This window comes from Vibrio sp. OY15 (genome assembly GCF_000742455.1).
In the GTDB taxonomy this organism is placed as follows: Bacteria; Pseudomonadota; Gammaproteobacteria; order Enterobacterales; family Vibrionaceae; genus Vibrio; species Vibrio alginolyticus.
Map to the genome: position 1 here is coordinate 389,193 of NZ_JPIL01000006.1, position 25,504 is coordinate 414,696.

Sequence of the window (25,504 nt, forward strand, 5' to 3'; positions counted from 1 at the left end):
CAATGAAACCAATTCTACCTGATTACAACAGCGCTGGTGTGCTCATCATCGGTGATGTCATGCTAGATCGTTACTGGTATGGCCCAACCGGGCGCATTTCTCCTGAAGCGCCGGTTCCTGTTGTAAAAGTAGAAAACAATGAAGAGCGTCCTGGTGGTGCTGCGAACGTTGCGATGAACATCGCATCACTAGGTGGCCATGCTCACATTGTTGGTCTAACTGGGGAAGATGAGCCTGCAAAAGTGCTGACGGAGACGCTGAGCTCGCTCAATGTGAAGTGCGATTTCGTTGCACTGCCTGATTACCCAACGATTACGAAGCTTCGCGTAATGAGCCGTGGACAACAGCTTATTCGTCTCGACTTCGAAGACAAGTTTGAAAACACAGATTCTGCACCTGTGCTATCACGTATGGATGCCGCACTGCCAAACGTTAAAGCCGTGATTATGTCTGACTACGCAAAAGGTTCGTTAGAGCATGTTCAGGCATACATTCAAAAAGCGCGCGCAGCAAATATTCCGGTTTTCATTGACCCGAAAGGTGCGGATTTTGAACGCTACCGTGGCGCAACACTTCTTACGCCAAACATGAAAGAGTTCGAAGACGTTGTAGGTAAAGTGAAATCTGACCAAGAGCTAGTAGAGAAAGCACTGGCTTTGGTTGAAGAGTTTGAATTTGAAGCGCTTTTAGTGACACGCAGCGAAAACGGAATGACCTTGATTCGTCGTGGTCAGGAACCGTTCCACCTTCCAACTCAAGCGAAAGAAGTGTACGACGTGACAGGTGCGGGCGACACGGTTATCTCTGTATTGGCAGCGTCTGTTGCCGCAGGCAAATCATTTGAAGAAGCGTGCGCTTTAGCGAACGCAGCGGCAGGTGTTGTGGTTGGTAAACTAGGCACGTCAACGCTTTCTGAGATTGAATTAGCAGAAGCGGTACATGGCAGCCAAGACACGGATTACGGTGTGATTTCAGAAAAAGCATTGATCGAAGCGGTGAAAAAAGCACGTGCTCGTGGCGAGAAAGTCGTTATGACAAATGGCTGCTTTGATATTCTGCACGCTGGGCATGTGTCTTACTTAAACCATGCTGCTGAACTGGGCGATCGCCTAATCGTTGCGGTAAATACCGATGAGTCAGTAAAACGCCTTAAAGGCCCTGGTCGTCCGGTAAACCCAACCGATCGCCGCATGGCGGTGTTGGCAGGTTTGGGCGCTGTGGATTGGGTTGTACCATTTAGTGAAGATACGCCGCAGCGTTTGATCTCAGAAGTTCTACCAAGCTTGCTAGTAAAAGGCGGTGACTACAAACCAGAAGAGATTGCTGGTGGTAAAGAAGTCATTGCGGCGGGTGGTGAAGTTCGTGTATTGAACTTTGAAGATGGCTGCTCGACCAGTGAAATCATTAATGCAATCAAAGGCGGTAAGGGCTAAGCCTGCTGTTTGTTAGCATTGAAATGCTATTTGCTCATAAAGGTCGCTAAGTGCGGCCTTTTTGATACTTTTAGTTCAGAGGCACTTTTAAGCTCTGAACTACAAGTAATAAAAAACGCCAGCTGATAACTCAACTGGCGTTTTTTATTTATTAAGACCTGAAGTATTCAATTCGCGGTTATTTTGCCGCTTTCAAACCTGCATCAACGTCTAAGATGTCTTGTTCGCTTAGCGTACCAACTGCTTGGCGTAGCTGAAGAACACTTAAAATATAGTCGTAACGAGCGTTCGATAGGTTTTTGTTCGCATCGTATAGACGACGAGTCGCGTCCAGTACATCAACGATAGTACGAGTACCTACATCAAAGCCAGCTTCTGTTGCTTCTAGTGCAGAGCGTGCAGAAATAACCGCTTGCTCATACGCACGTAATGCGCCGATAGAGGCGTTAATGTTGTTGTTTTGTGCGCGAACATCTTTGACTACGCTACGGTACTGTGCTTCAAGATCTTCGCTTGCTGCCACGTACGCGTATTCAGCTTGTTTGGTTTGAGAGGTTACGTTACCACCTGTGTATAGCGGTACAGCAAGGTTCACACCAATATTGAAGTTGTCTGTCGTGTTGTCACGAGAGCTATGAGAAGTATCACCGTAGTTGTAACCACCGTCTAGAGAGAGCGTTGGTAGGTGGCCAGAGCTTGCTAGTGAAATATTGTCACGCGCAATGTCTTGAAGAATACGTGAAGATAGCAAGGTCAGGTTTTTGGTTTTTGCTTCATCAATGAGGGATTCAGCTGGTACGGTCGATGGGCTAGCAGTGAAGCGGCCAGTGTCCAAAATGTTGAGATCTTTGTGCTCTTGGCCTGTAATTTCACGCAGTGACTCGTAGCTATTAGTTAGCGCGTTTTCTGCCAACACTTCGTCCGCTAGCACTTGGTCGTACTGAGCTTGTGCGTCATGCACGTCAGTGATTGCAGACAAACCTACTTCAAAACGCTGTTTAGTTTGCTCAAGTTGACGGCCAACCGCGGCTTTTTCTGCACGTACGAAAACAAGATTATCTTGTGCGCGTAGAACTTCAAAATACGCTTGTGACACGCGAAGAATCAGTGCCTGTTGCGTCGCTGCGTAAGTTGCGTCTGCTTGGCGAGCACTTTTCTCAGCAGTATCTAGAGAGATCCAAGATGCGCGGTTGTAAAGTGCTTGTGAAAAGCTAACGCCAGCGGTTAGCGCGTTGCCATCGTTTGATACGTCACTAATTAGATTTGAATCGTATTCAGTATCACCACGAGTTAAATTGTAACCCGCAGTAAGGTTGATCTGTGGTAATAGAGCACTACGGCTTGAGGTGATTGCTTCGAAAGCTTGGTCACGTTGTGCTGCTACACTGAGCAATTGTGGATCATTTTGTTTTGCCAAGTCGTAGATTTCAGCCAAAGAGTCTGCGAACGCAGACGTACTCATGCTACCTAGCGCTGCACTGATAAATAGTGGAAGCAATTTTTTCATTTTCTATTCCCGCGGTCCATAGATTGGTTAATTCTCAGTAGTTTAACTCAATTTGCACGATATTTACTCTAAAGTTTGCACTTTTTTACACGTAATTATCCACTTGTGCAATAAATTTTTAGCAAAGACTTAAATTAATTTGTAACTATTATACAAAAAGTTGAGCCAAGTCCTTTGAGCAAGCGAATAACAATGAGTAAACTACAGGATTCACTCAGAGAGGTGTTGAATGCAACAGCGTGACAAACAACAACAAGATTTTACTTCGCGAGATGTAAAAGTCATCTCGAAAGAAACCTTATTTGAAGGTTTTTTCAAAATGGTGAAATACCGCTTTCAGCATAGGCTATTTGCTGGTGGTTGGAGTGGAGTTGTCGAACGAGAAATGTTCGAGCGTGGTCACGCAGCAGCGATGCTTCCTTATGATCCAAAGACGGACCAGGTCGTAATCATTGAACAGATTCGTATTGGCGCGTTGGAACATGAACACCCTTGGCAGCTAGAAATTGTCGCCGGTATGATTGACCGCGATGAATCTGCTGAAGCCGTAATTCGTCGAGAGGCTGTCGAAGAAGCGGGGATTCAGGTGGGGCGCGTTATACCTGTCACTTCTTATTATCCTTCGGCTGGTGGTTGCTCGGAAAAGCTAGACGTCTTTGTTGGTGAAGTGGATGCGTCTAAAGCGCACGGCATTCATGGTTTAGACTATGAGAATGAAGATATCCGAGTTCATGTCATGAGTCGTGAAACGGCGTATCAATGGGTGAAGGACGGAAAATTTGAAAATGGTGCGTCGATTATTGCGTTGCAATGGCTGCAATTACACCATCAAGAGTTAAAGTCAGAATGGGGACTATCCCAAACGGTGGAGAGTGAGTAATGGCACAATTGGCTGAAAAACAGAGATATCATGTTGATTTAGCTGGTCTTATGAGAACGTATGAGACCAACTACGCTAAATTGAATGCCTTATTGCCTGCTTCTGCTGAAGTTGGGGATGTACGTTGCTACCAAGCGGCGAACATGGTTTACCAATTGACCGTGAATGAAATCACAAAATACACCACAGTTGTTGAGATATGTCAGAGTGATGAAACGCCAGTGTTTCCTTTACCGACGATGTCTGTCAGGCTTTATCATGATGCGAGAGTAGCCGAAGTATGCTCAAGCGGAGAGTTCTCTCGCATAAAAGCTAAGTATGATTATCCCAATGACCAACTGATGCAGAAAGATGAAAAGCATCAATTAAACACATTCCTCGGTGAATGGCTGACGTTTTGTTTACGAAGTGGTATCAGTAGAACACCACTTGCCTTCAATTGATCGTCACTTCACTAAAGGAAAATAACAAATAACGATATAGTGGACGAATCAGGTTTTCATTTTGCAATCATCTAGTGACAGCATCAAACTTTTACAAATTACGGATACTCATCTGTTTGCTGCCGATGAGGGAAGTTTGCTAAGCGTAAAAACAGTCGATAGCTTTAATGCTGTTGTTGCTGATGTTTTACGCCGCAACGTGGCGTTTGATTACATCTTGGCGACAGGCGATATTTCCCAAGACCATAGTGCAGAATCTTATCAGCGCTTTGCCAACGGCATTGAACCGCTAGAGAAAGACTGCTTTTGGCTACCTGGTAATCATGATTACAAGCCTAATATGGGCAGTGTTTTGCCTTCGCCACAAATCAAAGCCGCAGAGCATGTATTGCTTGGCGAGCATTGGCAGTTAATTCTTTTAGACTCGCAAGTGGTTGGCGTTCCTCATGGGCGCTTGAGCGATCAGCAATTAACGCTACTCGAAGAAAAGCTAGCCGAACACCCAGAAAGACACACACTTGTTTTGTTGCATCATCACCCGTTACTGGTCGGAAGCGCGTGGCTTGATCAACATACTTTAAAAGATGCCGAAGCGTTTTGGCAGGTTGTCGAGCGTTTTGATAACGTGAAAGGCATTCTCTGTGGCCATGTTCATCAAGATATGAATGTGCTTCATAAGGGCATTCGAGTGATGGCAACACCCTCAACTTGTGTTCAGTTTAAGCCTAACTCGGATGATTTTGCCCTTGATACCACTTCGCCTGGTTGGCGGGAGCTGCAACTACACGCTTGTGGCGATATTACGACCCAAGTAGGTCGGCTTCCTGATGGCCAGTTCCAACCAGACTTCTCTTCTAACGGCTACTAACGCGCCCGAGCTCTCTGTTCGGGCTCGCTTTTTTGTGCGAGATATCTATGAGTAAACCTTCACTTCTTCTCTATATTCATGGCTTTAATAGCTCTCCACTCTCCATGAAAGCGAATGTGATGAGAGCCTACTGCGAGCAACATAGGTCTGATATCAAGGTGATTGTTCCCCAGTTACCTTGTTATCCTCAGCAAGCGGCGAAAATGTTGTTGGATATTATCGAGCAATATAAAGATGACTATAAAATTGGTCTAGTGGGCAGCTCATTAGGCGGTTTTATGTCAACGTGGCTAAATGACAAGTTTGGGTTTAAAGCGGTAGTGGTTAACCCCGCAGTCAAGCCTTATGAGTTGCTAGTAGATTATTTGGGTAAGCAAACTAACCCATATACGAATGAAACCTATACACTTGAAGCTTGTCATATTGACGAGTTAAAAGCTCTTGATGTACAAAGCATCGCGTCGCCACATTCTTTTTGGTTATTGCAACAAACAGAAGATGAGGTTTTAGACTATCGACAAGCGGTAGATAAGTTTGCAGACGCTAAGCAAACAGTAGAACAAGGCGGTGATCACAGTTTTGTAGGCTTTGAGCGTTATCCTGCACAGATTATCGAGTTTCTAGAACTGTAATTCGAAAGCGATTGGAAAAGGCTCATAGTTTTTATTGATATATCCAACCGTTTCTTGACATGGGCGGTATGCTTTCCGACTATGTTTTGCCAAAAGATCTTAAGGGTCGAGGACCCTGGCTACTTTGTTATGCATCATGTTTACAAACTCTTAGTGATGTGAACAGGGTGGCTTTTTCGTTTCCTGAGTATGGGTACGCCCATTGGTGATACTCAGGCAACAAGTAAACTTTGAGAATAATTCCGTATTATGACTGAACAATATAATGCTGGTGCCATTGAAGTACTGAATGGCTTAGAGCCAGTACGTCGCCGACCAGGGATGTATACGGATACAGCGCGCCCAAACCATTTGGGCCAAGAAGTTATCGACAACAGTGTCGATGAAGCGCTAGCCGGACATGCCTCAAAAGTACAAGTCATCCTACATGCTGACCAATCACTCGAAGTGATCGATGATGGTCGAGGCATGCCTGTTGATATCCACCCAGAAGAGAAAGTATCAGGCGTAGAGCTAATTCTATGTAAGCTACATGCGGGTGGTAAGTTCTCTAACAAAAACTACCAATTCTCTGGTGGTTTGCACGGGGTAGGTATATCTGTAGTAAACGCGTTGTCAAAACGCGTTGAAGTAACAGTTCGTCGTGATGGTCAAGTGTATGAAATTGCATTTGAACACGGCGAGAAAGTGTCTGATCTGACCGTAACTGGCACATGTGGTCGTCGTAATCGCGGTACCAGCGTACATTTCTGGCCTGATGCGAAGTACTTCGATTCGGCTAACTTCTCTGTGACGCGCTTAGTCAACAACCTGCGCGCAAAAGCGGTTTTGTGTCCGGGTTTAGAAATCACATTAACCGACAAAGTTAATGGCAAAGACTATAAGTGGTACTACGAAGACGGTCTTAAAGACTATCTTGCGGAAGGTGTAAAAGGCTATCCAGTTATTCCTGAAGAACCATTTACTGGTGAGTTCTTGGCGGATACTGAAGCGGCAAACTGGGCGGTAATTTGGCAGCCAGAAGGCGGTGAGATGATCACCGAAAGCTACGTTAACCTAATCCCAACCGCTCAAGGTGGTACGCACGTTAATGGTTTACGCCAAGGCTTGTTGGAAGCGATGCGCGAATTCTGTGAGTTCCGTAATCTATTACCTCGTGGTGTGAAGCTAACGGGTGATGACGTTTTCGACCGCTGTTCTTATGTGCTGTCGGTTAAGATTCAAGACCCGCAATTTGCGGGCCAGACCAAGGAACGTCTCTCTTCTCGTCAAACCGCGGCATTTGTCTCTGGCGTAGTCAAAGATGCGTTCAGCCTTTGGTTGAACGAAAAGCCTCAGCTCGCAGAGCAATTGGCAGAAGTCTGTATCGCTAACGCGCACCGTCGTATGCGAGCGGCGAAAAAAGTCGTACGTAAGAAAGTGGCGTCCGGTCCGGCACTGCCAGGCAAGTTGACCGACTGTTCAGCACAGGACTTAAGTCGCACTGAAATCTTCTTTGTGGAGGGTGACTCTGCGGGTGGCTCGGCAAAACAGGCACGTGACCGTGAATTCCAAGCTGTGATGCCACTGCGTGGTAAGATCTTGAACACTTGGGAAGTCTCTGCCGATCAAGTTCTTGCGTCTCAAGAAGTACACGATATCTCCGTTGCTTTGGGTATTGACCCAGATAGCGACAACCTCGAGAGTCTTCGTTACGGTAAGATCTGTATCCTTGCCGATGCGGACTCGGATGGTCTTCACATCGCAACGCTGCTTTGTGCTCTATTTACTCGTCACTTCCGCGCACTAGTGGAAGCGGGTCATATCTATGTGGCGATGCCGCCTCTGTATCGAATCGACTGCGGGAAAGAAGTGTTCTACGCCCTCGATGATGATGAAAAAGATGGCATTTTAGAGCGCTTGTCGAAGAAGAAAGCCAAAATCAACGTGCAACGATTCAAAGGTCTGGGTGAGATGAACCCACTTCAGTTGCGTGAAACCACCATGGATCCGAACACGCGTCGCTTAGTGCAGTTAACCATTGACGACTCTACGGCGACCATGGAAATGATGGACATGCTGCTAGGTAAAAAGCGTGCAGATGACCGTCGTTCTTGGCTACAAAACAACGGCGACTTGGCAGAGGTGTAACGGATGTCTACAGAAATTACCTACGATGGCGTCGAACAATTGCCAATGCGCAAGTTCACTGAAGACGCTTATCTGAACTACTCGATGTACGTAATCATGGACCGCGCCTTGCCATACATTGGTGATGGCTTAAAGCCGGTTCAACGACGCATCATTTATGCGATGTCAGAACTTGGTCTCTCTGCATCAGCAAAATACAAAAAATCTGCACGTACCGTTGGTGACGTGCTAGGTAAATACCATCCGCACGGTGATTCAGCGTGTTACGAAGCGATGGTATTGATGGCTCAGCCATTCTCTTACCGCTATCCATTAGTGGATGGTCAAGGTAACTGGGGTGCGCCAGATGATCCGAAATCATTTGCGGCAATGCGTTATACCGAAGCAAAACTGTCTAAGTTTGCTGAAGTATTGCTTGGCGAACTTGGTCAGGGCACGGTTGAATGGCAACCTAACTTTGATGGCACAATGAAAGAGCCACAAATGTTGCCAGCACGTCTGCCTCATATCCTGCTTAACGGTGTAACCGGCATTGCCGTTGGTATGGCAACAGACATCCCACCGCACAACGTTCGTGAAATCGCAGATGCGACTATTCATTTGATCGACAACCCGAAAGCAGAACTGCCGGACGTGATGCAGTATGTCAAAGGTCCGGATTACCCAACAGAAGCAGAAATTATCTCGCCGCAAGCGGATATCGAGAAGATTTACCGCAACGGTCGTGGCAGCATCAAAATGCGCGCGGTTTGGCATAAAGAAGGTTCTGATATTGTTATCACTTCTTTGCCTCACCAAGTATCGGGTGCCAAACTGCTTGAGCAAATCGCTAACCAGATGCGTGCGAAGAAGCTGCCAATGGTTGACGATCTTCGTGACGAATCGGATCACGAGAACCCAACGCGTATCGTTGTGGTGCCTAAGTCAAACCGTGTCGATTGTGACTTGTTGATGAACCACTTGTTCGCATCAACGGATCTTGAGCGCAGTTACCGCGTTAACTTGAACATGATTGGTTTGGATAACCGTCCTCAAGTTAAAGGTCTGGTGCAAATTCTATCTGAGTGGATCGAGTTCCGTCGTACGACTGTGCGTCGTCGTTTACAACACCGTCTAGACAAAGTAATGGCTCGTCTACACATCTTGGAAGGTTTGTTAGTTGCTTACCTCAACCTAGATGAAGTGATTGAGATCATCCGTACTGAAGACGATCCAAAAGCGGTGCTGATGGAACGCTTTGGTATTACCGATATCCAAGCGGATGCAATTTTAGATACCAAACTTCGTCATCTAGCGAAACTAGAAGAGATGAAGATCCGTGGTGAGCAAGACGAGCTAGAGAAAGAGCGTGAGAAGCTAGAACAGCTACTCGGTTCTGAGCGTCGTCTGAATACACTACTGAAAAAAGAAATCAAAGCAGACGCAGAGAAATACGGTGATGACCGTCGCTCTCCAATGGTTGAGCGTGCAGAAGCAAAAGCGCTGACTGAACGTGACCTCGTACCAAGTGAGCCAATCACGGTTGTGCTTTCTGAGAAAGGTTGGATTCGTCACGCGAAAGGCCATGACGTGGATGCCGAAGGCTTAAACTATAAGTCGGGTGATAAGTATTTAGCGCATGCTCGAGGTAAGAGTAATCAGCCTGCGGTATTCCTAGGTAGTGACGGTCGAAGTTACTCTCTGGAATCGCACTCACTGCCTTCTGCTCGTAGTCAAGGTGAGCCGATTACCGGGCGCTTGAATATTACGGCTGGTAGCAGTATTCGCCAAGTCATCATGAGTGAAGAAGATCAGCTGTGGCTGGTGGGCTCAGATGCAGGTTACGGCTTTGTATGTAAAGGCGCGGACTTGCTGTCTAAAAACCGCAGTGGTAAAGCGCTCGTCACTTTACCTGCCAACTCTGAGATAATGACGCCAAAAGAGATTGAAGATTTAGACTCTGATGAAATCTTAGCAATCACTAACCAAGGTCGCATGCTGCTGTTCCCAATCAAAGACTTGCCACAACTGGCGAAAGGTAAAGGGAATAAGATCATCAACATTCCTGCTGCTAAAGCAAAAGAGCGAGAAGAAGTACTATCTCACTTAATGTCTTTACCAAAAGGTGCATCGTTAACGCTGTACGCGGGTAAGCGAAAGTTGGGTCTTAAACCGTCTGATCTTGATAACTTCCGTGGCGAACGTGGTCGCCGAGGTGGGTTATTACCGAGAGGTTTGCAGCGAGTCACTCGCATTGAAGTTGAGCTAGATGATTCCGATACGACGGAAACACCGAGCGATAGCGAGTAACGCACAGATAAAAATCCCAGCCAATGGCTGGGATTTTTTATGCTTCTTGCTTGTCTTCGGCAATGGTGACTTTCAAGGTCATCTCTTTTCCTTTGCGAATGATACCGACGTCCACGGTGGTGCCAGGACGTAAATCGGTGACGATATCCATAACGCTCTGACGCCCTTGCACTTTATTGCCATCAATGCTGATAATGATGTCCTGCTTTTGGAAGCCTGCCGCATTGGCTGGACCATTTGGATCAATACCAAGTACGACAATACCACCTATGTGTTCATTTCCAAGTAGGCGAGCAGTGACCGCATTAATGTCTTGGCCGTCGATTCCAATATAACCACGAATCACGCGGCCATCAGCGATGATTTTCTGCATGATCTTACTCGCTAGCGGCGCAGGGATCGCAAAAGAAATACCGTAAGTTTCTAAGTCTGTCGCTTGCTGAAAAGAGGCGGTGTTAATGCCGACGAGCTCGCCTTGTGTGTTCACTAGGGCTCCACCAGAGTTACCTTCATTGATGGCGGCATCGGTTTGAATGAATGCTTGACGACCGTCGCTAATAGATGAACGACCTGTGGCAGAAATAATGCCGAACGTTGTGGTTTGTCCAAGGTTGTATGGGTTACCGATGGCTAGTACTACGTCGCCCACTTGTGGTTTGTAATTAGAGTTCAGAGGGATTACGGGCAAATTCGAACCTTCGACACGCAGCACGGCTATATCAGTACGTTTGTCTGTCCCTACGAGCTGAGCCGCTGCGGCTCTGCCGTCTTGTAATGCCACAACAATTTGATCAGCTTGAGCAACCACATGATAGTTAGTAATGATGTAGCCTTTCTCACTAACAATGACACCTGACCCCAGGCCTTGAGTCGAGAGTTTACTGCGATCATTCTCAACATACTTACGACTGTAGATGTTTACCACTGCAGGCGCTGCTCTTCGGACCGCTTGATTAAACGTCAACTCGACTGATGCGATATTAACAGGTTGAGGATCAAGCGCGGCAGGAATTACGTTGTTGCGCAAAGATGGAACCGCCAGTAATACCACTGCGGCAGTAGCCAAGCCTAAAAAGACAGAACGTAATAAAAAGCTGAGCATATCCTCTCCATGCGTGAGCGCCAAAATGGCATCGAAGATGAAGAATAGCATTACATTGAAAAATAACAAAAGGGCAGCACGTCATCGCGCTGCCCTTTTCATTAGTTATTGAGCGATAAGGAAAAGTGATCGAGCCTTATCACTCAGCATTATGCATCGAAAACCTTATTTTCTATCACTTTGAAAGTGGTTAACGAATGACAAGATAAATAGTACGTTCACCACGTTGAATATTAAGAGCCAGTACACCTTTGTGTTTCTCTACGATTGTACGAAGCTCGGCAAGGTTTTTCACTCGTTGACGGTTCACACCGATAATAATGTCACCTTGTTGTAATTGATATTGAGCTGCTGGAGAGTTATCTGCAACGTTCGATACTTTAACACCTTGAATTACATCACTTGGTGTTGTATTGCTTAACTCCGCACCTTTGAGTCCCTCATGTAATGTCTCCGCTTTAGCTTTCATATTCGTAGATTCGCCAAGCGTTACATCAAAGGTTTTATTCTTACCATCTCGAACCACACCTAATGTGATTTCTTTACCTGCGCCCAGTGTTGCCACTTTTGCGCGGAGCTCTGAGAAAGTATTAATCGCTTTGCCGTTCACCGATACAATTACGTCACCGGCTTTTAACCCTGCTTTATCGGCTGCGCTGTCCGGTACGACTTGACCAATAAAGGCCCCTTTACTCGACTCGTAACCCAATGCATCAGCTAGCTCAGAGGTTACTTCGCCACCTTGCACACCCAACATGCCGCGTTTGACTTCACCAAACTCTAGAATTTGATCAGTGAGGTTTTTCATCATGTTTGATGGAATCGCAAAGCCAATACCCACATTACCGCCGTTAGGGCCTAAAATCGCAGTATTAATACCGATCAGCTCACCATTAAGGTTGACCAATGCACCACCAGAGTTACCGCTGTTAATTGCGGCATCGGTTTGGATGAAGTTTTCGAAGTTTTCAACGTTTAAGCCGCTGCGGCCAAGGGCTGAAACAATACCCGAAGTTACTGTTTGACCGAGCCCAAATGGGTTACCAATCGCAACCGTAAAGTCACCGACACGCAGTTTGTCGGAATCCGCGACTTTAATCTGCGTTAAGTTTTTCGCTTTCTCTAATTTAAGTAACGCAACATCGGCCATTTCATCACCGCCAACGAGCGTAGCGTCATACTCGCGCCCGTCAAAGAGGCGAACTCGAATCTCATCTGCGCCCTTGATCACATGGTAGTTAGTGACAATATGGCCTTTCTTCGCATCAATAATGACACCAGACCCTAAACCTCTGAACGGGCGCTCTCGCCTTTGTTCCATAGGAAAATCTGGGCCAAAGAAAAATTGAAATTGCTCGGGAATGCGGCTGGTTTGTACTTGTTTACCTTCTACAGCAATACTCACAACAGCTGGGGTCACCTTCTCAAGCATTGGTGCCAAGCTAGGTAACTGTTGGCCATCCACATTCAAAGGTAATGCGGCAGTGGCTTGAACTGGGGCAATAATCGAACCCAAACTCAGAGATAGAACGGTGAGCGCAAGCAGTGGTTTTTTCATCCAATAACTCCTCTTGAAACATGTCTGCCAAAAAGAAATATCCGAACGGTTAGTTCACTTTGTTAATAACTAATATAGGGTCTAGTTCGGACAATCAAAAGGGGAGGCAGTGCACACCCAAGTTAGAGCGAAGGTGAGGGGAAAAAGTTCAAAAAAGGGCCGATACAAATGTATCGGCCCTAGATAGAAGTAAGAGAGGATTATGATGCTTTTGCGGTTACCGCTTCGGGAGCATTAATGATTTCTTTCTCTTGATCCTTCAAAAGACCGGTGGCGCCATTAGCGTAGTCTTTTGGTTGTTCGTTAAACTCTGGTTGATCTTCTGCAATGGTTTCAGACGACATTGCCGTTTTCTTATCAAACGGGTTGTCTTGTTCTGGTAAGTTTGGCAAAAGCTCAGAAGAGGTCTTGGCCATATGTTGGTATAGCTTGGTGTAATCTTTACCTAGGGTGTCCAACATTTCTGCGGTTTGTGCAAAGTGATCGACGAGCTCTTGACGTTGTTGCTCTAATTCAAACTTGGCCGCTTCAAGTTCTTTCTGCACAGACTTTTGTTTCTTGTATTCAGGGGTGGTTAGTCTACTAATGACTACGCCTACGATTGTACCGACCAGCAAACCCACAATGGCATAAATCCAAGGCATAACTGCTCCTTATAGTTGTTTTAACAAGTCTTTTACTACTTAGTTACACGCGGTGCTCGTCCATGTTACTATGGCTTGAACAGCCGATAAAGAAAAATAGCAGTATGTCTTCGGGGACTGATAACTACTTCTCTCTATTCTCAAAGTTGACCCCGAGGTAACCCTTTTCTCTATACCTCTATACGACTTAATACGATGACACCACTACAACAATATCAAAAAGACATAGCAGAACACGGGTTTCAGCGTGATGAAGCTCAGTATCAAGCGGTCGTTGCATTAGACAAGCTTTACCATGCTATCGTTGAATTTCAGTCAGCGCCTGTTCCTCAGCTTTCCAAATGGCAAAAGCTAATGGGGAAAAAAATCGACAAGCCTGAACCACCAAAAGGTCTTTACTTTTGGGGTGGGGTAGGTCGCGGTAAAACCTACCTTATGGATGCATTTTTTGATGCTTTACCGACCCAAAGAAAAATGCGCGTCCACTTCCATCGATTTATGTATCGAGTACATGATGAGTTGAAGCTGTTAGGTGATGTCGAAAATCCGCTATCAAAAGTGGCGGATAAATTTAAAGAAGAAGCCGATGTGGTTTGCTTTGATGAATTTTTTGTTTCCGACATTACTGATGCGATGATCCTTGCAACGCTACTTCAAGAAATGTTCAAGCGGCAGATGATCCTAGTCGCGACTTCAAACATTGAGCCGCAGAACTTATATCGTAACGGTTTGCAAAGAGCGCGCTTTTTGCCCGCGATCGATATGATTTTGGCACGTTGTGAAGTGTTGAATGTCGATAGTGGCGTTGATTATCGCTTAAGAACGTTAGAACAGGCTGAAATATACCATTACCCGCTTGATGAGCAGGCTAGCATAAACCTTAACAAATATTATCAGCAGCTGACTGGAGAGCGTCAGTTTGTTGCTCATCAAATCGAAGTTAACCACCGTCAACTAGCGGTGATTGAAGCAAGCGACGGGGTGCTGCATGCGTCGTTTGCTCAGTTGTGTCAAACTGCTCGCAGTCAAAATGACTACATTGAATTGTCTCGTATTTACCACACGGTATTACTGGCAGATGTTCAACAAATGAACCGAAAAATAGATGATGCGGCGAGACGCTTTATCGCGCTGGTCGATGAGTTTTACGAGCGCAATGTTAAGTTGATTATTTCTGCTGAAGTGCCAATGGCCGACTTATATACTGACGGGCAGTTAGAGTTCGAATTTAAGCGCTGTTTGTCTCGGCTTACTGAGATGCAAAGTCATGAGTATCTCGCGCGTGAACATTTGGCCTAGATCCAATGGGTTCTTAAAAAAGTGAAGAAAAAATTAGTGATTTGGCGCAAAAAAAGGTGATTTTTTCTTCGCTCTTCTCTATAATCCTGCGACCCACCGTTACTGCAGACCTGATTATCGAAGTTATTTCGAAATTGAAGGTCGAGAGTACCAACGACTCGAAGGGGTGATGACTGGGCTCTTAGACAGTGTGGGAGCACTATTGGGTGTTCCTTTAAAGTTTAAAATTTAATTAACGGGTTATTGTTAGCATGAAAACTTTCGTTGCTAAACCAGAAACTGTAAAACGCGACTGGTACGTTGTAGACGCTGAAGGTAAAACTCTTGGCCGTCTAGCAAGTGAAATTGCATCTCGCCTACGTGGCAAACATAAAGCTGAATACACTCCTCACGTTGACACTGGTGATTACATCATCGTTATCAACGCTGAGAAAGTTGCTGTAACTGGTAACAAAGCTAAGAACAAAGTGTACTACCGTCACTCTGAATTCCCAGGTGGTCTAAAATCTATCACTTTTGAAAAGTTGATCGATCGTAAACCTGAGATGGCTCTTGAGCTTGCAGTTAAAGGCATGCTTCCACGTGGTCCTCTAGGCCGTGCTATGTACCGTAAGCTAAAAGTTTACGCGGGCGCTGAGCACAACCATGTTGCTCAACAACCACAAGTACTAGACATCTAATTGGGGATTTCGAAAATGGCAGAGAATCAATACTACGGCACTGGCCGTCGCAAAAGCTCAGCTGCACGTGTTTTCATTAAACCAGGCAGCGGTAACATTGTAGTAAACAAGCGTAACCTTGACGAATACTTCGGTCGTCCAACAGCACGTATGGTTGTACAACAACCTCTAGAGCTAGTTGAACTAACTGAAAAGCTAGACCTTTACGTAACAGTTAAAGGCGGCGGTATTTCTGGTCAAGCTGGTGCTATCCGTCACGGTATCACTCGCGCGCTTATGGAATACGATGAGTCTCTACGTCCTGCTCTACGCGCAGCTGGCTACGTTACTCGTGACGCTCGTTGCGTTGAACGTAAGAAAGTTGGTCTACGTAAAGCACGTCGTCGTCCACAGTTCTCTAAGCGTTAATTTCCTCTTATCGGGAATTATGCTTTTCAGAGTTACTCTGGAAACTGTGTACCAAAAGCTCGGCTCTATGCCGGGCTTTTTTGTATTTAAAGACATCATACTTGTCTTCAAGCAACGAACAGCCTTCACTTATCATCACACTCCGAGCAGGCCTTCTTATTCGTCCTCTTCGTCGAAAGGTTGCCAGTGCCGTTTTATATCTGTGCCTTATTTAATCGCGACTCACCACGCTTTCTCTTGCGATGCAGCATAGATGTATTCATCAGCAAGAGTGTCTTTGTATCTTATTCTTCCTGTAACATGTTTTAAAATGACTTACGCTCCTTTTTGAGCATTCTGCGTGCTACAAAATTGAAAATATAAACACAGTAAGCTGAACGCGTAATACGAAATATTTCTCTGTGTAATTAACTGAAAACTACCAAGATAAAAGGTTTTATCTACTTTCAGCGGGGCTTCTATGTGGTGCTTTCTTGTTACAAATCACATCAATTTTTTATAATTCTGCCGCTTTTGTGACGACGCGAGCGATTTGCCTCACAAATGTTACAAAAAGGTAGCTTTATCTTGTCAAAAAGTAGGGTTTTCTTTATCATTTCCCTCCAATAAATAGAACTAAATTCATTATTTGTTAGCCATGCTCTTATAAGCGGAATAATAACGATCCAAAGGGAGCAAATGGGAGAATGTTTGGATGAGCAACGCGCCTTTAAATAACGGTCGCAGGCGTTTTCTAACCGCTACAACGGCAGTTGTTGGTGGGTTAGGGGCAGTCGCCGTCGCCGTGCCTTTTATCAAATCATGGAATCCGAGTGCTAAAGCCAAAGCGGCGGGCGCACCGGTGGAAGTGGATATAAGTAAAATTGAACCAGGTCAGCTGGTTCGTGTTGAGTGGCAGGGAAAACCTGTATGGATTGTTCGCCGCACTCAAAGCGTTCTGGATAACTTAAAATCGATCGGTGATAAGCTTCGCGATCCACAATCTGAAATGGAGCAGCAGCCTGAGTACGCTCAGAATGAGTTTCGTTCGATTAAGGAAGAGTTTTTCGTCGCAGTTGGTTTCTGTACCCACTTAGGTTGTTCACCAACCTATCTACCTGACTCTTTCTCAGAGCAGGTGCAGGGCGTAAGATCTGGCTTCTTCTGTCCTTGTCATGGTTCTAAGTTCGACATGGCTGGTCGAGTGTTCCAAGGAGTACCTGCTCCGTTGAACCTTGTCGTTCCTAAGCACATGTATTTGAGCGATACCAAGCTCATTGTGGGTGTTGATGAGGGAGATGCATAATGCAAGCAATGTTAGATTGGGTTGAAAAGCGTATTCCTGCAATGAATGCTTATAAAAAGCATTTGTCTGAATACCCAATGCCTAAGAACTTCAACTTTTGGTACCTTTTCGGTTCTCTGGCGATGCTGGTTCTTGTTAACCAAATCCTAACGGGTATTTGGCTAACGATGAACTATGTTCCTTCAGGTGACGGTGCATTTGCGTCTATCGAATACATTATGCGTGATGTAGAGTACGGTTGGCTTCTGCGTTACATGCATTCCACTGGCGCGTCAGCGTTTTTCGTTGTTGTGTATCTTCACATGTTCCGTGGTTTGATCTACGGTTCATACCAAAAACCTCGTGAACTATTGTGGATCTTCGGTATGTTGATCTTTCTTGTTCTCATGGCTGAAGCGTTCATGGGTTACCTACTTCCATGGGGTCAGATGTCATACTGGGGTGCACAGGTAATCATTTCCCTGTTTGGTGCTATTCCTGTTATCGGTGATGACCTAACGCTTTGGATTCGTGGTGACTACATCATCTCTGGTGCAACGCTAAACCGTTTCTTCGCACTACACGTTATTGCCCTGCCTATTGTTTTGCTTCTTCTTGTTGTTCTGCACGTATTGGCGCTGCACGAAGTAGGCTCAAACAACCCGGATGGTATCGAAACTAAGCTGCCAAAAGGCTCAATGGGCGACGATTACAAAACGCAATTCAAGTTCCACGATTACTATACGAAGAAATATGACATCATTGATTCGATTCCTTTCCATCCGTACGGCACGGTTAAGGACTTGGTCGGTGTCGCTGGTTTCTTGTTCTTCTTCTGTTACGTGCTGTTCTTTAACCCAGAGATGGGTGGGTACTTCCTTGAGCCGCCTAACTTTGAAGCTGCAAACCCACTGAAGACACCAGAGCATATTGCTCCGGTATGGTACTTCACGCCGTTCTACGCAATCTTACGCGCGGTTCCAGACAAACTATTAGGTGTTATCCTAATGGGCGCGTCAATTGCAGTGCTGTTTGTTCTACCTTGGTTGGATCGTTGTAAAGTTCGTTCATACCGTTACCGTAGCAAACTTCATTTATTGAATATTGTACAGTTCACTATCGCCTTTATCGCTCTGGGTATTTTAGGTGCGTTACCTGCTACACCAACGTACACACTACTATCTCAGATCTTTAGCTTGTGTTACTTCATGTTCTTTGTGTTGCTGTTCTTCTACAGCAAAAATGAAGCAACCAAACCATTACCAGAGAGGGTGACATTCAAATGAAGAAGTGGATTGTAATTCTATTTGCTATGTTGCCATCACTAGCGATGGCAGCTGGGGCCAATGTTCCGCTGGATAAAGCGAATGTTGACCTTACGGATAAAGCTTCGCTACAAAACGGCGCGAAGTTGTTCATGAACTACTGTTTTGCTTGTCACTCTACGCAATACCAGCGTTACGAGCGTGTAGCAACAGACTTGGAAATTCCAACAGACTTAATGAAAGAAAACCTGATTTTCAATCCTGAAGCGAAAATCGGTGATCTAATGGTCAATGCTATGCCACCGAAGCAAGCGGCAAACTGGTTTGGTGCTCCACCACCAGATCTTACGTTGGTTGCACGAGTTCGTGGTGCTGATTGGTTATACACTTACTTACGCTCTTTCTATGTTGATCCATCTCGTCCATTCGGCGTGAACAACATCGTCTTCCCGAGTGTTGGTATGCCGCATGTGCTTGAAGAGCTACAGGGCATCCCGACGCCGATTTACGATACGAAAATCGTAGATGGCGAAGAAGTACAAGTTGTTGTTGGTACTGAAACCGATGGCACGGGTGAGCTGAGTGAAGGCGAATATGACAAAGCGGTTGGCGATCTCGTTAACTTCTTAGTTTATTCAGGTGACCCAGTGCAGCTTGAGCGTCATGCTCTAGGCTGGTGGGTAATGGGCTTCTTAGTGCTTCTAACCATCGTTGTTGTGATGCTCAAGAAAGAGTATTGGCGCGATGTGCATTAATTGTGCTAAAATACCGTGCTAATTCCCAATTTTAATTGATGTACAATGGAGGCTTAGCCTCCATTGTTTTTATTTGTAAGTGTACTGGAGGGCTCCATGGCTGTAGCTGCCAATAAACGTTCTGTGATGACTCTTTTCTCAAGTGCATCAGATTTGTATAGCCATCAGGTTCGCATTGTACTAGCTGAAAAAGGCGTAAGTGTTGAAGTTGAGCTTGTTGACGAAGCAAACCTTCCTGCTGAGCTTGTTGAGCTAAACCCATATAAATCAGTGCCAACTCTTGTTGACCGTGAGCTAGCTCTTTACGATTCAAAAATCATCATGGAGTACTTGGACGAGCGCTTCCCTCATCCACCTCTAATGCCGGTTTACCCTGTTGCTCGTGGCAACAGCCGCTTGATGATGTACCGTATCGAACGCAACTGGTATTCACTCGCTGAAAAAGTGATGAAAGGTAATGCGGAAGAATCAGAAAAAGCACGCACAAAGCTGCGTAATGATCTTCTGACGTTAGCGCCAATTTTTGCTGAATATGAGTACTTCATGAGCGAAGAATTCAGCTTGATCGATTGTTACCTAGCACCACTATTGTGGCGTTTGCCTCAACTTGGAATCGATCTTGTTGGCCCTGGTTCAAAAGAAATCAAGGTATACATGAACCGCGTATTTGAACGTGATTCGTTCCTTGCTTCTTTGACTGAAGCTGAACGTGAAATGCGCCTAGTTCGCTAAGCGATTTAAAACACGTTATGGATATTGCAAAAATGACTGCTCGCCGCCCGTATATGCTTCGCGCATTTTACGATTGGTTAGTAGACAATGACTTGACTCCTCACTTGGTTGTGGATGCAACAATGCCAGGGGTGCGTGTCCCGGTTGAATTTATTCAAGATGGTCAAATTATTTTGAATATTGCGCCACGTGCAGTGGGTAATCTTGAGTTAGGTAATGATGCGATTACCTTCCATGCTCGCTTTAGCGGTCGTCCGCACTCAGTGATCGTGCCTATGTATGCTGTTCAAGCTATTTATGCACGTGAGAATGGTGCTGGTACTATGTTTGAACCAGAAGAAGCGTACACTCACATCGAAGAAGAAGCGATGACCGAGGAAGAATCATCCCCATCGTTCACAACGGTTAGCGATGAGCCTTCTGAGTTAGTTTCTGATTCAGATGCCGAAGAGGACGATGCTCCTCGACCAAAAGGCAAACCAAGCTTAAGAGTGATTAAATAATAAAAAAGCAGCGTAACGCTGCTTTTTTCTTTTTAACTTGTTGAAGATGATTTCAAGCCAGACTTTGGAAATTACTCACTAATCGTAAAGACTTCGACGTTCTCTTCACTTTCTGTACTTGCCTCACTTTCTATTGTTTGTACACCGTCACTCGGTAAGTCTACTTCAACAGGCTCCATTTCGCCGTATTGGAACCCTTTAATGACTTGTTTTACGCCTGAGATATTACGCGTGATTTCTGTCGCTCGATCGCCTTGCTCTGGCGTGACATAACCAAACAGAAAAACGTCGCCATCTTCGGTGATCACTTTAACCTTAACACCATTAAGTTCAGAATCAGTAAGCAAAGCTGACTTTACTTTGGTTGTGATCCAGCTGTCATTGCTAATCTGGGTAACAGTGAGTGGCTCTTTTTGTTTGATTTGATTGTGTATGACTTTTACACCACTAACTTCTCGAGCCCTTCGCTCTAAAGCAAGGATAAGGTCTTGTGTCGGAGCTTGTCCCATAAGGACTACAGTCCCATTATATGAACTGGCAACGACACGAACTTCACCTTTAAACGGTGCTTTATTGCCGATCGCCGCAACTTCGAATTCGATGTTATTGTCCTGCCAGATTTGTTTTGTCGTGCGTGTGTCCGTGACAATATTCGCTGTGGTTGCTGCACCTGCGATAAACAAACCTGCGCAACCACTTAAACTCAATGCTGTTAATAAGATAACGAGGCTACGTATCATAATTCTGACTCTCAGTCTTGGTTACTCTTCGTGAGCAGGGAAAAGCACCTGGTCAATAAGATCACAAAGACAATGGAGTGTTACCATATGTACTTCGTGAATACGTGCAGTGCGGTGTGATGGAATACGAATTTCGACGTCGTTCTCACCTAGCAGTCCTGCCATCTCTCCGCCATCTTTTCCTGTGAGCGCGATAATCGTCATGTCTCGAGTTACGGCTGCTTCCATCGCTTTGATAATATTTTTACTGTTACCGCTAGTCGACATGGCAAGCAAAATGTCGCCTGGTTGACCAAACGCTCGTACCTGTTTTGAGAAGATTTCCTGGTAGTGGTAATCGTTGGCCACTGCGGTTAGGGTAGTATTATCGGCGGTTAAGGCCATTGCTGGTAGGCTAGGGCGCTCAGTTTCAAAACGGTTTAAAAGACAAGAAACAAATTGTTGAGCGTTTGAAGCACTGCCGCCATTACCACAACATAAAATTTTATTGCCATTAAGCAGGCTCGACACCATCGCTTGAGCTGCATGAGTAATGGCATCAGGCAGCGCCTCTGCTGCTGCGATTTGAATTTGAATACTTTCTGTAAAGCTGTCTTTAATGCTGTCTAGCATCGCTTATCCTTCAGAGATTGCGTTTTCTATCCAGTTGATATCTCGCCCATTATCATGAATGGCGATGACATCAAATCGATAATCGATATTGTGTTTTAAGCGCTTTTGTTGGCTAAGCCAAACTTGTGCGGTTTTGACTAGCTTGCGCATTTTAGCGTGCGTCACCATTTCTGCTGCCGAGCCAAAGTGATTGTTCTTACGGTATTTGACTTCAACAAACACAATAGTTTCACCTTGTTGGAAGATTAAATCAATCTCACCGACCTTAGTCAGAAAATTTTGTTCAATAAAGTTTAAGCCCTGGCGTTGTAAATATTGCTTCGCCAGAGCTTCATATTGATTTCCGATTTGGCGCTTGCTAAAGAGCCCCACGCTCAGCCCAGCTTAGCTCACGCTGTACAACACAATTATTGTCGATACTTAAAATACCGGTTTGGCCGCCAACTGAGTAGCCCGGAACGACCTTCATTTGTGGCAGCTCCCCAATCAATTTATACGCATCCATACCCAGTGCTTTCAAACGTTTTTCCATGTTAGATTGCTCTGACCACAACTCGTTCATTTCAGCGGTCACGCTAGGGTCTGGGTCAATCAGTAATGGGATATCGCTGTAGATGATGCCTGTTAGATCTTCGTAAGTCGCGCCGCCACTGTTGCTACGCGAGCTAGAGAAAATTTGAGGAGCTTTGGCGTCTGGGTTAATCGCTACCTCAATAAATGGCTTGATCAAAGTCAGTTCCGTGCTTCTAGCAACAATATAAACCGCATCGACATCACGACGGCTACGTGGCTGTGTTTCAAGCTTGATACGCATTAGTGATTGCATCTGAGCAATACGTTGTTTGCTTTCTTGCAGACCAAATACTTCATTGATGTCTTTTTGAAGTTGGCGCTTGTCGCCAAAATAACTTGCTGCGACTTTATTAGAGCTGTACTTGCGCCATTCTTTGTTGAACGCTTCAGTTACGCGCTCACCAAAGCTGCCCTTTGGTGCCAGGATCAGAGGGAAGTTATAGCCTTCGCTGAACAAGTGTTTCGCTGCTTGTGCGGCTTCTTGTTCTGGTGATAATGCCAAGTAGCAAATATTGCTATCTGGTTGCACATCTTCGGGAATATTTAGCGCAAGGGCTGGAATCGTAGGACCATTTTCTGAGCCATCCATGGTTGTGTGCAATAGCTCAACGTTTTCTTTTTCTAGGGGACCAACAACAAAGTCGATGTTTTCATTGATCAAACGTTGTTTAATTTGGTCGGCGTTATACGCATTAGTGTCTATTACCGTGAGGGTAGCGCTTGGATCACGGTTACGATCATTCATCATCGCAAACACAAAACCATCACGAATTAATTGCGCTTGTGGCGAGAATTTACCAGTAAGCGGCAGTAACAAAGCGGTGTTGTTTGGTTTAACGATGTCTAGAGAGAGAATGTTTTGAATCTCTTCTGGTGTGTAGATAGCGGCTGGGTGCGATGGGTTCTCGTTTAACCAGCGTTCTAGGGTATTTTTTAGTTGAGATAAGTTGCCCGACAACGTTTTCGCATAAATAGCGAGTTGTAGCCAACCATCCAAAACATCTTCATTTGGCTCTGTTTCTAATGAGGTCAGTTCGTACTCGGAGTAGCTGCCAAAGTTCATCCAAATACGGCTAGAAATCTCTCTCTGCTCCGCGGACGATGCATATTGACTAAATGCAACCAGTTGGCGGTTTGCCTCAAACGCTTGGTTAAGACCTTGATAAGCGTCGGCACGCATCAAGTAATAGTCTTTCCATTGCTCATTTGGCAACTTCCACCAAGGTTTAAAATTCAACAATTGCAGCAACTGAGAGTAATTACTCTGTTTTTGCTGTATGGTCGCACGCGCTAGTTGCCACTCTGCTTGCTGAACTTCGGTTAACTGTTGACGAGCCAGGCGCTTGATCAACATTTCTGCTTGATCAAACTGGTTTGCTTGAATCGCGGCTTTGGTTGCCATGATCAACCAGTCATTTTGTAAACTGCCTTCCGTGCTATCAGCTTGGATCATATAGTTCTGAACAGACTGAGTAGGCTCAAGTGTTACATCAACGCCATCAGGCTGTCTTGGACCTGAAGAACAGGCGGCGAGCGTAATTGCTAGTGCAACAGGAGTAAGTATGCGTGGTACACTGAGTCTCTTATGGTTAATCATTGCCGTGAGTTCTCTATAATTTTGTACAAAATTGTCTCTATATTAATCGTTGAAGTGATGGTAAACAAATGACAGATAAAAATAAGTTGCCGAATGAGGGGCCAACTCTCTATATCGTACCGACTCCAATCGGAAATTTAGCGGATATCACCCAACGTGCTATCGAAATTCTGTCGACTGTGGACATCATTGCCGCTGAGGATACTCGACATACGGGCAAATTACTGTCTCACTTCAATATTCAAACCAAAACTTTTGCTCTACATGACCACAATGAGCAGCAAAAAGCACAAGTTTTGGTAGAAAAGCTGCTTTCCGGTCAGTCTATCGCATTAGTTTCTGACGCTGGTACGCCACTTATCAGCGACCCAGGATACCATTTGGTGACAAAATGTCGTCAAGCGGGCGTTAGAGTTGTGCCTCTTCCAGGTGCCTGTGCGGTCATTACGGCGTTAAGTGCCTCTGGCTTGCCATCGGATCGCTTTAGCTTCGAAGGTTTTTTACCACCGAAAAGCAAAGGTCGTAAGGATAAATTCCTAGAGATTGCTTCGGTAGAGCGTACGTGTATTTTTTACGAGTCACCGCACCGTATTTTAGACTCTCTACAAGACATGTTAGACGTTCTTGGCCCAGATAGAGAAGTTGTGTTGGCAAGAGAGCTAACAAAAACCTTTGAAACCATTCAAGGCATGCCGTTAGGTGAGCTGATTGAATGGGTGAAAAGTGACGATAACCAACAGCGTGGTGAAATGGTATTGTTGGTACATGGCCATCGTGAAACAACAGACGACTCACTACCTGAAGATGCTTTACGCACGTTAGGGATTTTGACCAAAGAGCTGCCTTTAAAAAAAGCAGCTGCTTTGGTGGCAGAAATACATAACTTGAAGAAGAATGCGCTATATAAATGGGGCTTAGAAAACTTAGACTAAGTGCCGCTAGCGAGATAAATGGTCAATGAGGGTTGATGTTTAGGCATCGGCCTTTTTATTAATCTATTTTTGGCACGTTGACTAAAAAGTCATCACTTAGTGCATTCATTTCATCATATCTGTGATCTAACTAGACTCTGAAGTGAGAACTCTATACAATCCGCCCTCGGAGCTGACTGGGTAGTCGCTGCTTTGTTGATGTCCTTCGGGAGACTGACGTCGAAGTCCCTTTGGGAGACTGACGTTGACGTCCTTCGGGAGACTGACAAAGGGGAGGAAAGTCCGGGCTTCATAGAGCAAGGTGCCAGGTAACGCCTGGGGGGCGCAAGCCTACGACAAGTGCAGCAGAGAGAAGACCGCCGATGGCCCGTAAGGGTACAGGTAAGGGTGAAAGGGTGCGGTAAGAGCGCACCGGACGACTAGCAATAGTTCGTAGCAGGGTAAACTCCACCTGAAGCAAGACCAAATAGGCCTCCACATTGCGTTGCTCGCGTAAGGAGGCGGGTAGGTTGCTCGAGCCAGTGAGTGATTGCTGGCCTAGACGAATGGCTACCGCCGCGCAAGCGGAACAGAACCCGGCTTATGTGTCGGCTCCACCTATTCGAGACCCATCTCTACTTCGGTAGTGATGGGTTTTTTGCATTTAATTGACGCAAAC

General features: G+C 45.5%; 24 protein-coding genes and 1 other RNA gene. 17 read left to right on the forward strand and 8 right to left on the reverse strand.

Annotated features, from left to right (window positions below; translation table 11 throughout):
• The first annotated feature begins 2 nt into the window (after positions 1-2).
• Entirely contained in the window at positions 3-1,433 is a 1,431-nt protein-coding gene (gene hldE / locus IJ23_RS08970; protein WP_017633601.1) for a bifunctional D-glycero-beta-D-manno-heptose-7-phosphate kinase/D-glycero-beta-D-manno-heptose 1-phosphate adenylyltransferase HldE, read from the forward strand.
• 178 nt (positions 1,434-1,611) lie between these two features.
• On the opposite strand, the gene tolC is transcribed toward hldE, so the two are convergent.
• Positions 1,612-2,940, reverse strand: coding sequence for an outer membrane channel protein TolC (tolC, locus tag IJ23_RS08975; protein WP_005379884.1), 1,329 nt, complete (start codon positions 2,938-2,940; stop codon positions 1,612-1,614).
• Between the two features lie 229 nt (positions 2,941-3,169).
• Here tolC and nudF point away from each other — a divergent pair, with 229 nt between their 5' ends.
• From nudF to parC, 6 genes are all read left to right on the forward strand, one after another.
• Positions 3,170-3,820 carry an ADP-ribose diphosphatase gene (gene nudF, locus IJ23_RS08980; protein WP_005379881.1) on the forward strand — a complete coding sequence of 217 codons (651 nt, stop codon included), beginning with the start codon at positions 3,170-3,172 and terminating at the stop codon, positions 3,818-3,820.
• A complete protein-coding gene (locus IJ23_RS08985; protein ID WP_005379879.1) occupies positions 3,820-4,263 on the forward strand; it encodes a DUF1249 family protein in 444 nt (147 codons plus the stop codon). The genes nudF and IJ23_RS08985 overlap by 1 nt, the downstream gene beginning before the upstream one ends.
• A 61-nt stretch (positions 4,264-4,324) precedes the next feature.
• Complete coding sequence (gene cpdA, locus IJ23_RS08990; RefSeq protein ID WP_005387419.1) at positions 4,325-5,131, forward strand: 3',5'-cyclic-AMP phosphodiesterase; 807 nt, start codon at positions 4,325-4,327, stop codon at positions 5,129-5,131.
• Between the two features lie 47 nt (positions 5,132-5,178).
• Positions 5,179-5,763 (forward strand): esterase YqiA, encoded by a 585-nt coding sequence (gene yqiA / locus IJ23_RS08995; RefSeq protein WP_033906085.1) that lies wholly within the window; start codon positions 5,179-5,181, stop codon positions 5,761-5,763.
• 249 nt (positions 5,764-6,012) lie between these two features.
• On the forward strand, positions 6,013-7,893 hold the full coding sequence (parE, locus tag IJ23_RS09000; protein ID WP_005387417.1) for a DNA topoisomerase IV subunit B: 1,881 nt from the start codon (positions 6,013-6,015) through the stop codon (positions 7,891-7,893).
• A 3-nt stretch (positions 7,894-7,896) separates the two neighbouring features.
• Positions 7,897-10,182: a DNA topoisomerase IV subunit A gene (gene parC / locus IJ23_RS09005; protein WP_017633605.1), complete on the forward strand. Its 2,286-nt coding sequence runs from the start codon at positions 7,897-7,899 to the stop codon at positions 10,180-10,182.
• 37 nt (positions 10,183-10,219) lie between these two features.
• Here the strand turns inward: parC and degS are convergent, their stop codons facing one another.
• From degS to zapG, 3 genes are all read right to left on the reverse strand, one after another.
• Entirely contained in the window at positions 10,220-11,284 is a 1,065-nt protein-coding gene (gene degS / locus IJ23_RS09010; RefSeq protein WP_017633606.1) for an outer membrane-stress sensor serine endopeptidase DegS, read from the reverse strand.
• A gap of 190 nt (positions 11,285-11,474) precedes the next feature.
• The gene (locus tag IJ23_RS09015) at positions 11,475-12,842 is read right to left on the reverse strand and encodes a Do family serine endopeptidase (protein WP_033906086.1); all 1,368 of its coding nucleotides are present in this window, start codon (positions 12,840-12,842) and stop codon (positions 11,475-11,477) included.
• Positions 12,843-13,042: 200 nt separating this feature from the next.
• On the reverse strand, positions 13,043-13,486 hold the full coding sequence (zapG, locus tag IJ23_RS09020; RefSeq protein ID WP_005379861.1) for a Z-ring associated protein ZapG: 444 nt from the start codon (positions 13,484-13,486) through the stop codon (positions 13,043-13,045).
• 195 nt (positions 13,487-13,681) lie between these two features.
• On the opposite strand from zapG, the gene zapE reads away from it, so the two are divergent.
• The 8 genes from zapE (at position 13,682) to sspB (ending at position 20,392) form a co-directional block, all read left to right on the forward strand.
• Positions 13,682-14,785, forward strand: a complete 1,104-nt coding sequence (gene zapE, locus IJ23_RS09025) for a cell division protein ZapE (RefSeq protein ID WP_005387411.1) — start codon at positions 13,682-13,684, stop codon at positions 14,783-14,785.
• 251 nt (positions 14,786-15,036) lie between these two features.
• Positions 15,037-15,465: a 50S ribosomal protein L13 gene (gene rplM / locus IJ23_RS09030; protein ID WP_005372872.1), complete on the forward strand. Its 429-nt coding sequence runs from the start codon at positions 15,037-15,039 to the stop codon at positions 15,463-15,465.
• A gap of 15 nt (positions 15,466-15,480) precedes the next feature.
• Positions 15,481-15,873 (forward strand): 30S ribosomal protein S9, encoded by a 393-nt coding sequence (rpsI, locus tag IJ23_RS09035; protein WP_005372876.1) that lies wholly within the window; start codon positions 15,481-15,483, stop codon positions 15,871-15,873.
• A gap of 694 nt (positions 15,874-16,567) precedes the next feature.
• On the forward strand, positions 16,568-17,158 hold the full coding sequence (petA, locus tag IJ23_RS09040; RefSeq protein WP_005372877.1) for a ubiquinol-cytochrome c reductase iron-sulfur subunit: 591 nt from the start codon (positions 16,568-16,570) through the stop codon (positions 17,156-17,158).
• A complete protein-coding gene (locus tag IJ23_RS09045) occupies positions 17,158-18,423 on the forward strand; it encodes a cytochrome b (RefSeq protein WP_005372880.1) in 1,266 nt (421 codons plus the stop codon). Before petA ends, IJ23_RS09045 begins: the two co-directional genes overlap by 1 nt.
• Entirely contained in the window at positions 18,420-19,157 is a 738-nt protein-coding gene (locus IJ23_RS09050) for a cytochrome c1 (protein WP_005372881.1), read from the forward strand. The genes IJ23_RS09045 and IJ23_RS09050 overlap by 4 nt, the downstream gene beginning before the upstream one ends.
• Positions 19,158-19,253: 96 nt before the next feature.
• Positions 19,254-19,889, forward strand: a complete 636-nt coding sequence (gene sspA / locus IJ23_RS09055) for a stringent starvation protein SspA (RefSeq protein WP_005372897.1) — start codon at positions 19,254-19,256, stop codon at positions 19,887-19,889.
• 17 nt (positions 19,890-19,906) lie between these two features.
• Positions 19,907-20,392, forward strand: a complete 486-nt coding sequence (gene sspB / locus IJ23_RS09060; RefSeq protein WP_033906087.1) for a ClpXP protease specificity-enhancing factor — start codon at positions 19,907-19,909, stop codon at positions 20,390-20,392.
• Positions 20,393-20,463: 71 nt separating this feature from the next.
• Here sspB and IJ23_RS09065 read toward each other — a convergent pair whose 3' ends face one another.
• The 4 genes from IJ23_RS09065 to IJ23_RS09080 are packed head-to-tail and all read right to left on the reverse strand — an operon-like array spanning position 20,464 to position 23,914.
• On the reverse strand, positions 20,464-21,132 hold the full coding sequence (locus IJ23_RS09065; RefSeq protein ID WP_033906088.1) for a BON domain-containing protein: 669 nt from the start codon (positions 21,130-21,132) through the stop codon (positions 20,464-20,466).
• A 21-nt stretch (positions 21,133-21,153) separates the two neighbouring features.
• Positions 21,154-21,744 (reverse strand): phosphoheptose isomerase, encoded by a 591-nt coding sequence (locus IJ23_RS09070; protein ID WP_005372901.1) that lies wholly within the window; start codon positions 21,742-21,744, stop codon positions 21,154-21,156.
• A 3-nt stretch (positions 21,745-21,747) separates the two neighbouring features.
• Positions 21,748-22,116 carry a YraN family protein gene (locus tag IJ23_RS09075; RefSeq protein WP_005372903.1) on the reverse strand — a complete coding sequence of 123 codons (369 nt, stop codon included), beginning with the start codon at positions 22,114-22,116 and terminating at the stop codon, positions 21,748-21,750.
• Positions 22,103-23,914 carry a penicillin-binding protein activator gene (locus tag IJ23_RS09080; RefSeq protein ID WP_033906089.1) on the reverse strand — a complete coding sequence of 604 codons (1,812 nt, stop codon included), beginning with the start codon at positions 23,912-23,914 and terminating at the stop codon, positions 22,103-22,105. The genes IJ23_RS09075 and IJ23_RS09080 overlap by 14 nt, the downstream gene beginning before the upstream one ends.
• Before the next feature lie 68 nt (positions 23,915-23,982).
• On the opposite strand from IJ23_RS09080, the gene rsmI reads away from it, so the two are divergent.
• Both rsmI and rnpB read left to right on the forward strand, forming a co-directional pair.
• Positions 23,983-24,846 carry a 16S rRNA (cytidine(1402)-2'-O)-methyltransferase gene (rsmI, locus tag IJ23_RS09085; RefSeq protein ID WP_005372907.1) on the forward strand — a complete coding sequence of 288 codons (864 nt, stop codon included), beginning with the start codon at positions 23,983-23,985 and terminating at the stop codon, positions 24,844-24,846.
• A 168-nt stretch (positions 24,847-25,014) separates the two neighbouring features.
• Positions 25,015-25,445: RNase P RNA component class A (rnpB, locus tag IJ23_RS23755), an RNA gene on the forward strand.
• Positions 25,446-25,504 lie beyond the last annotated feature (59 nt).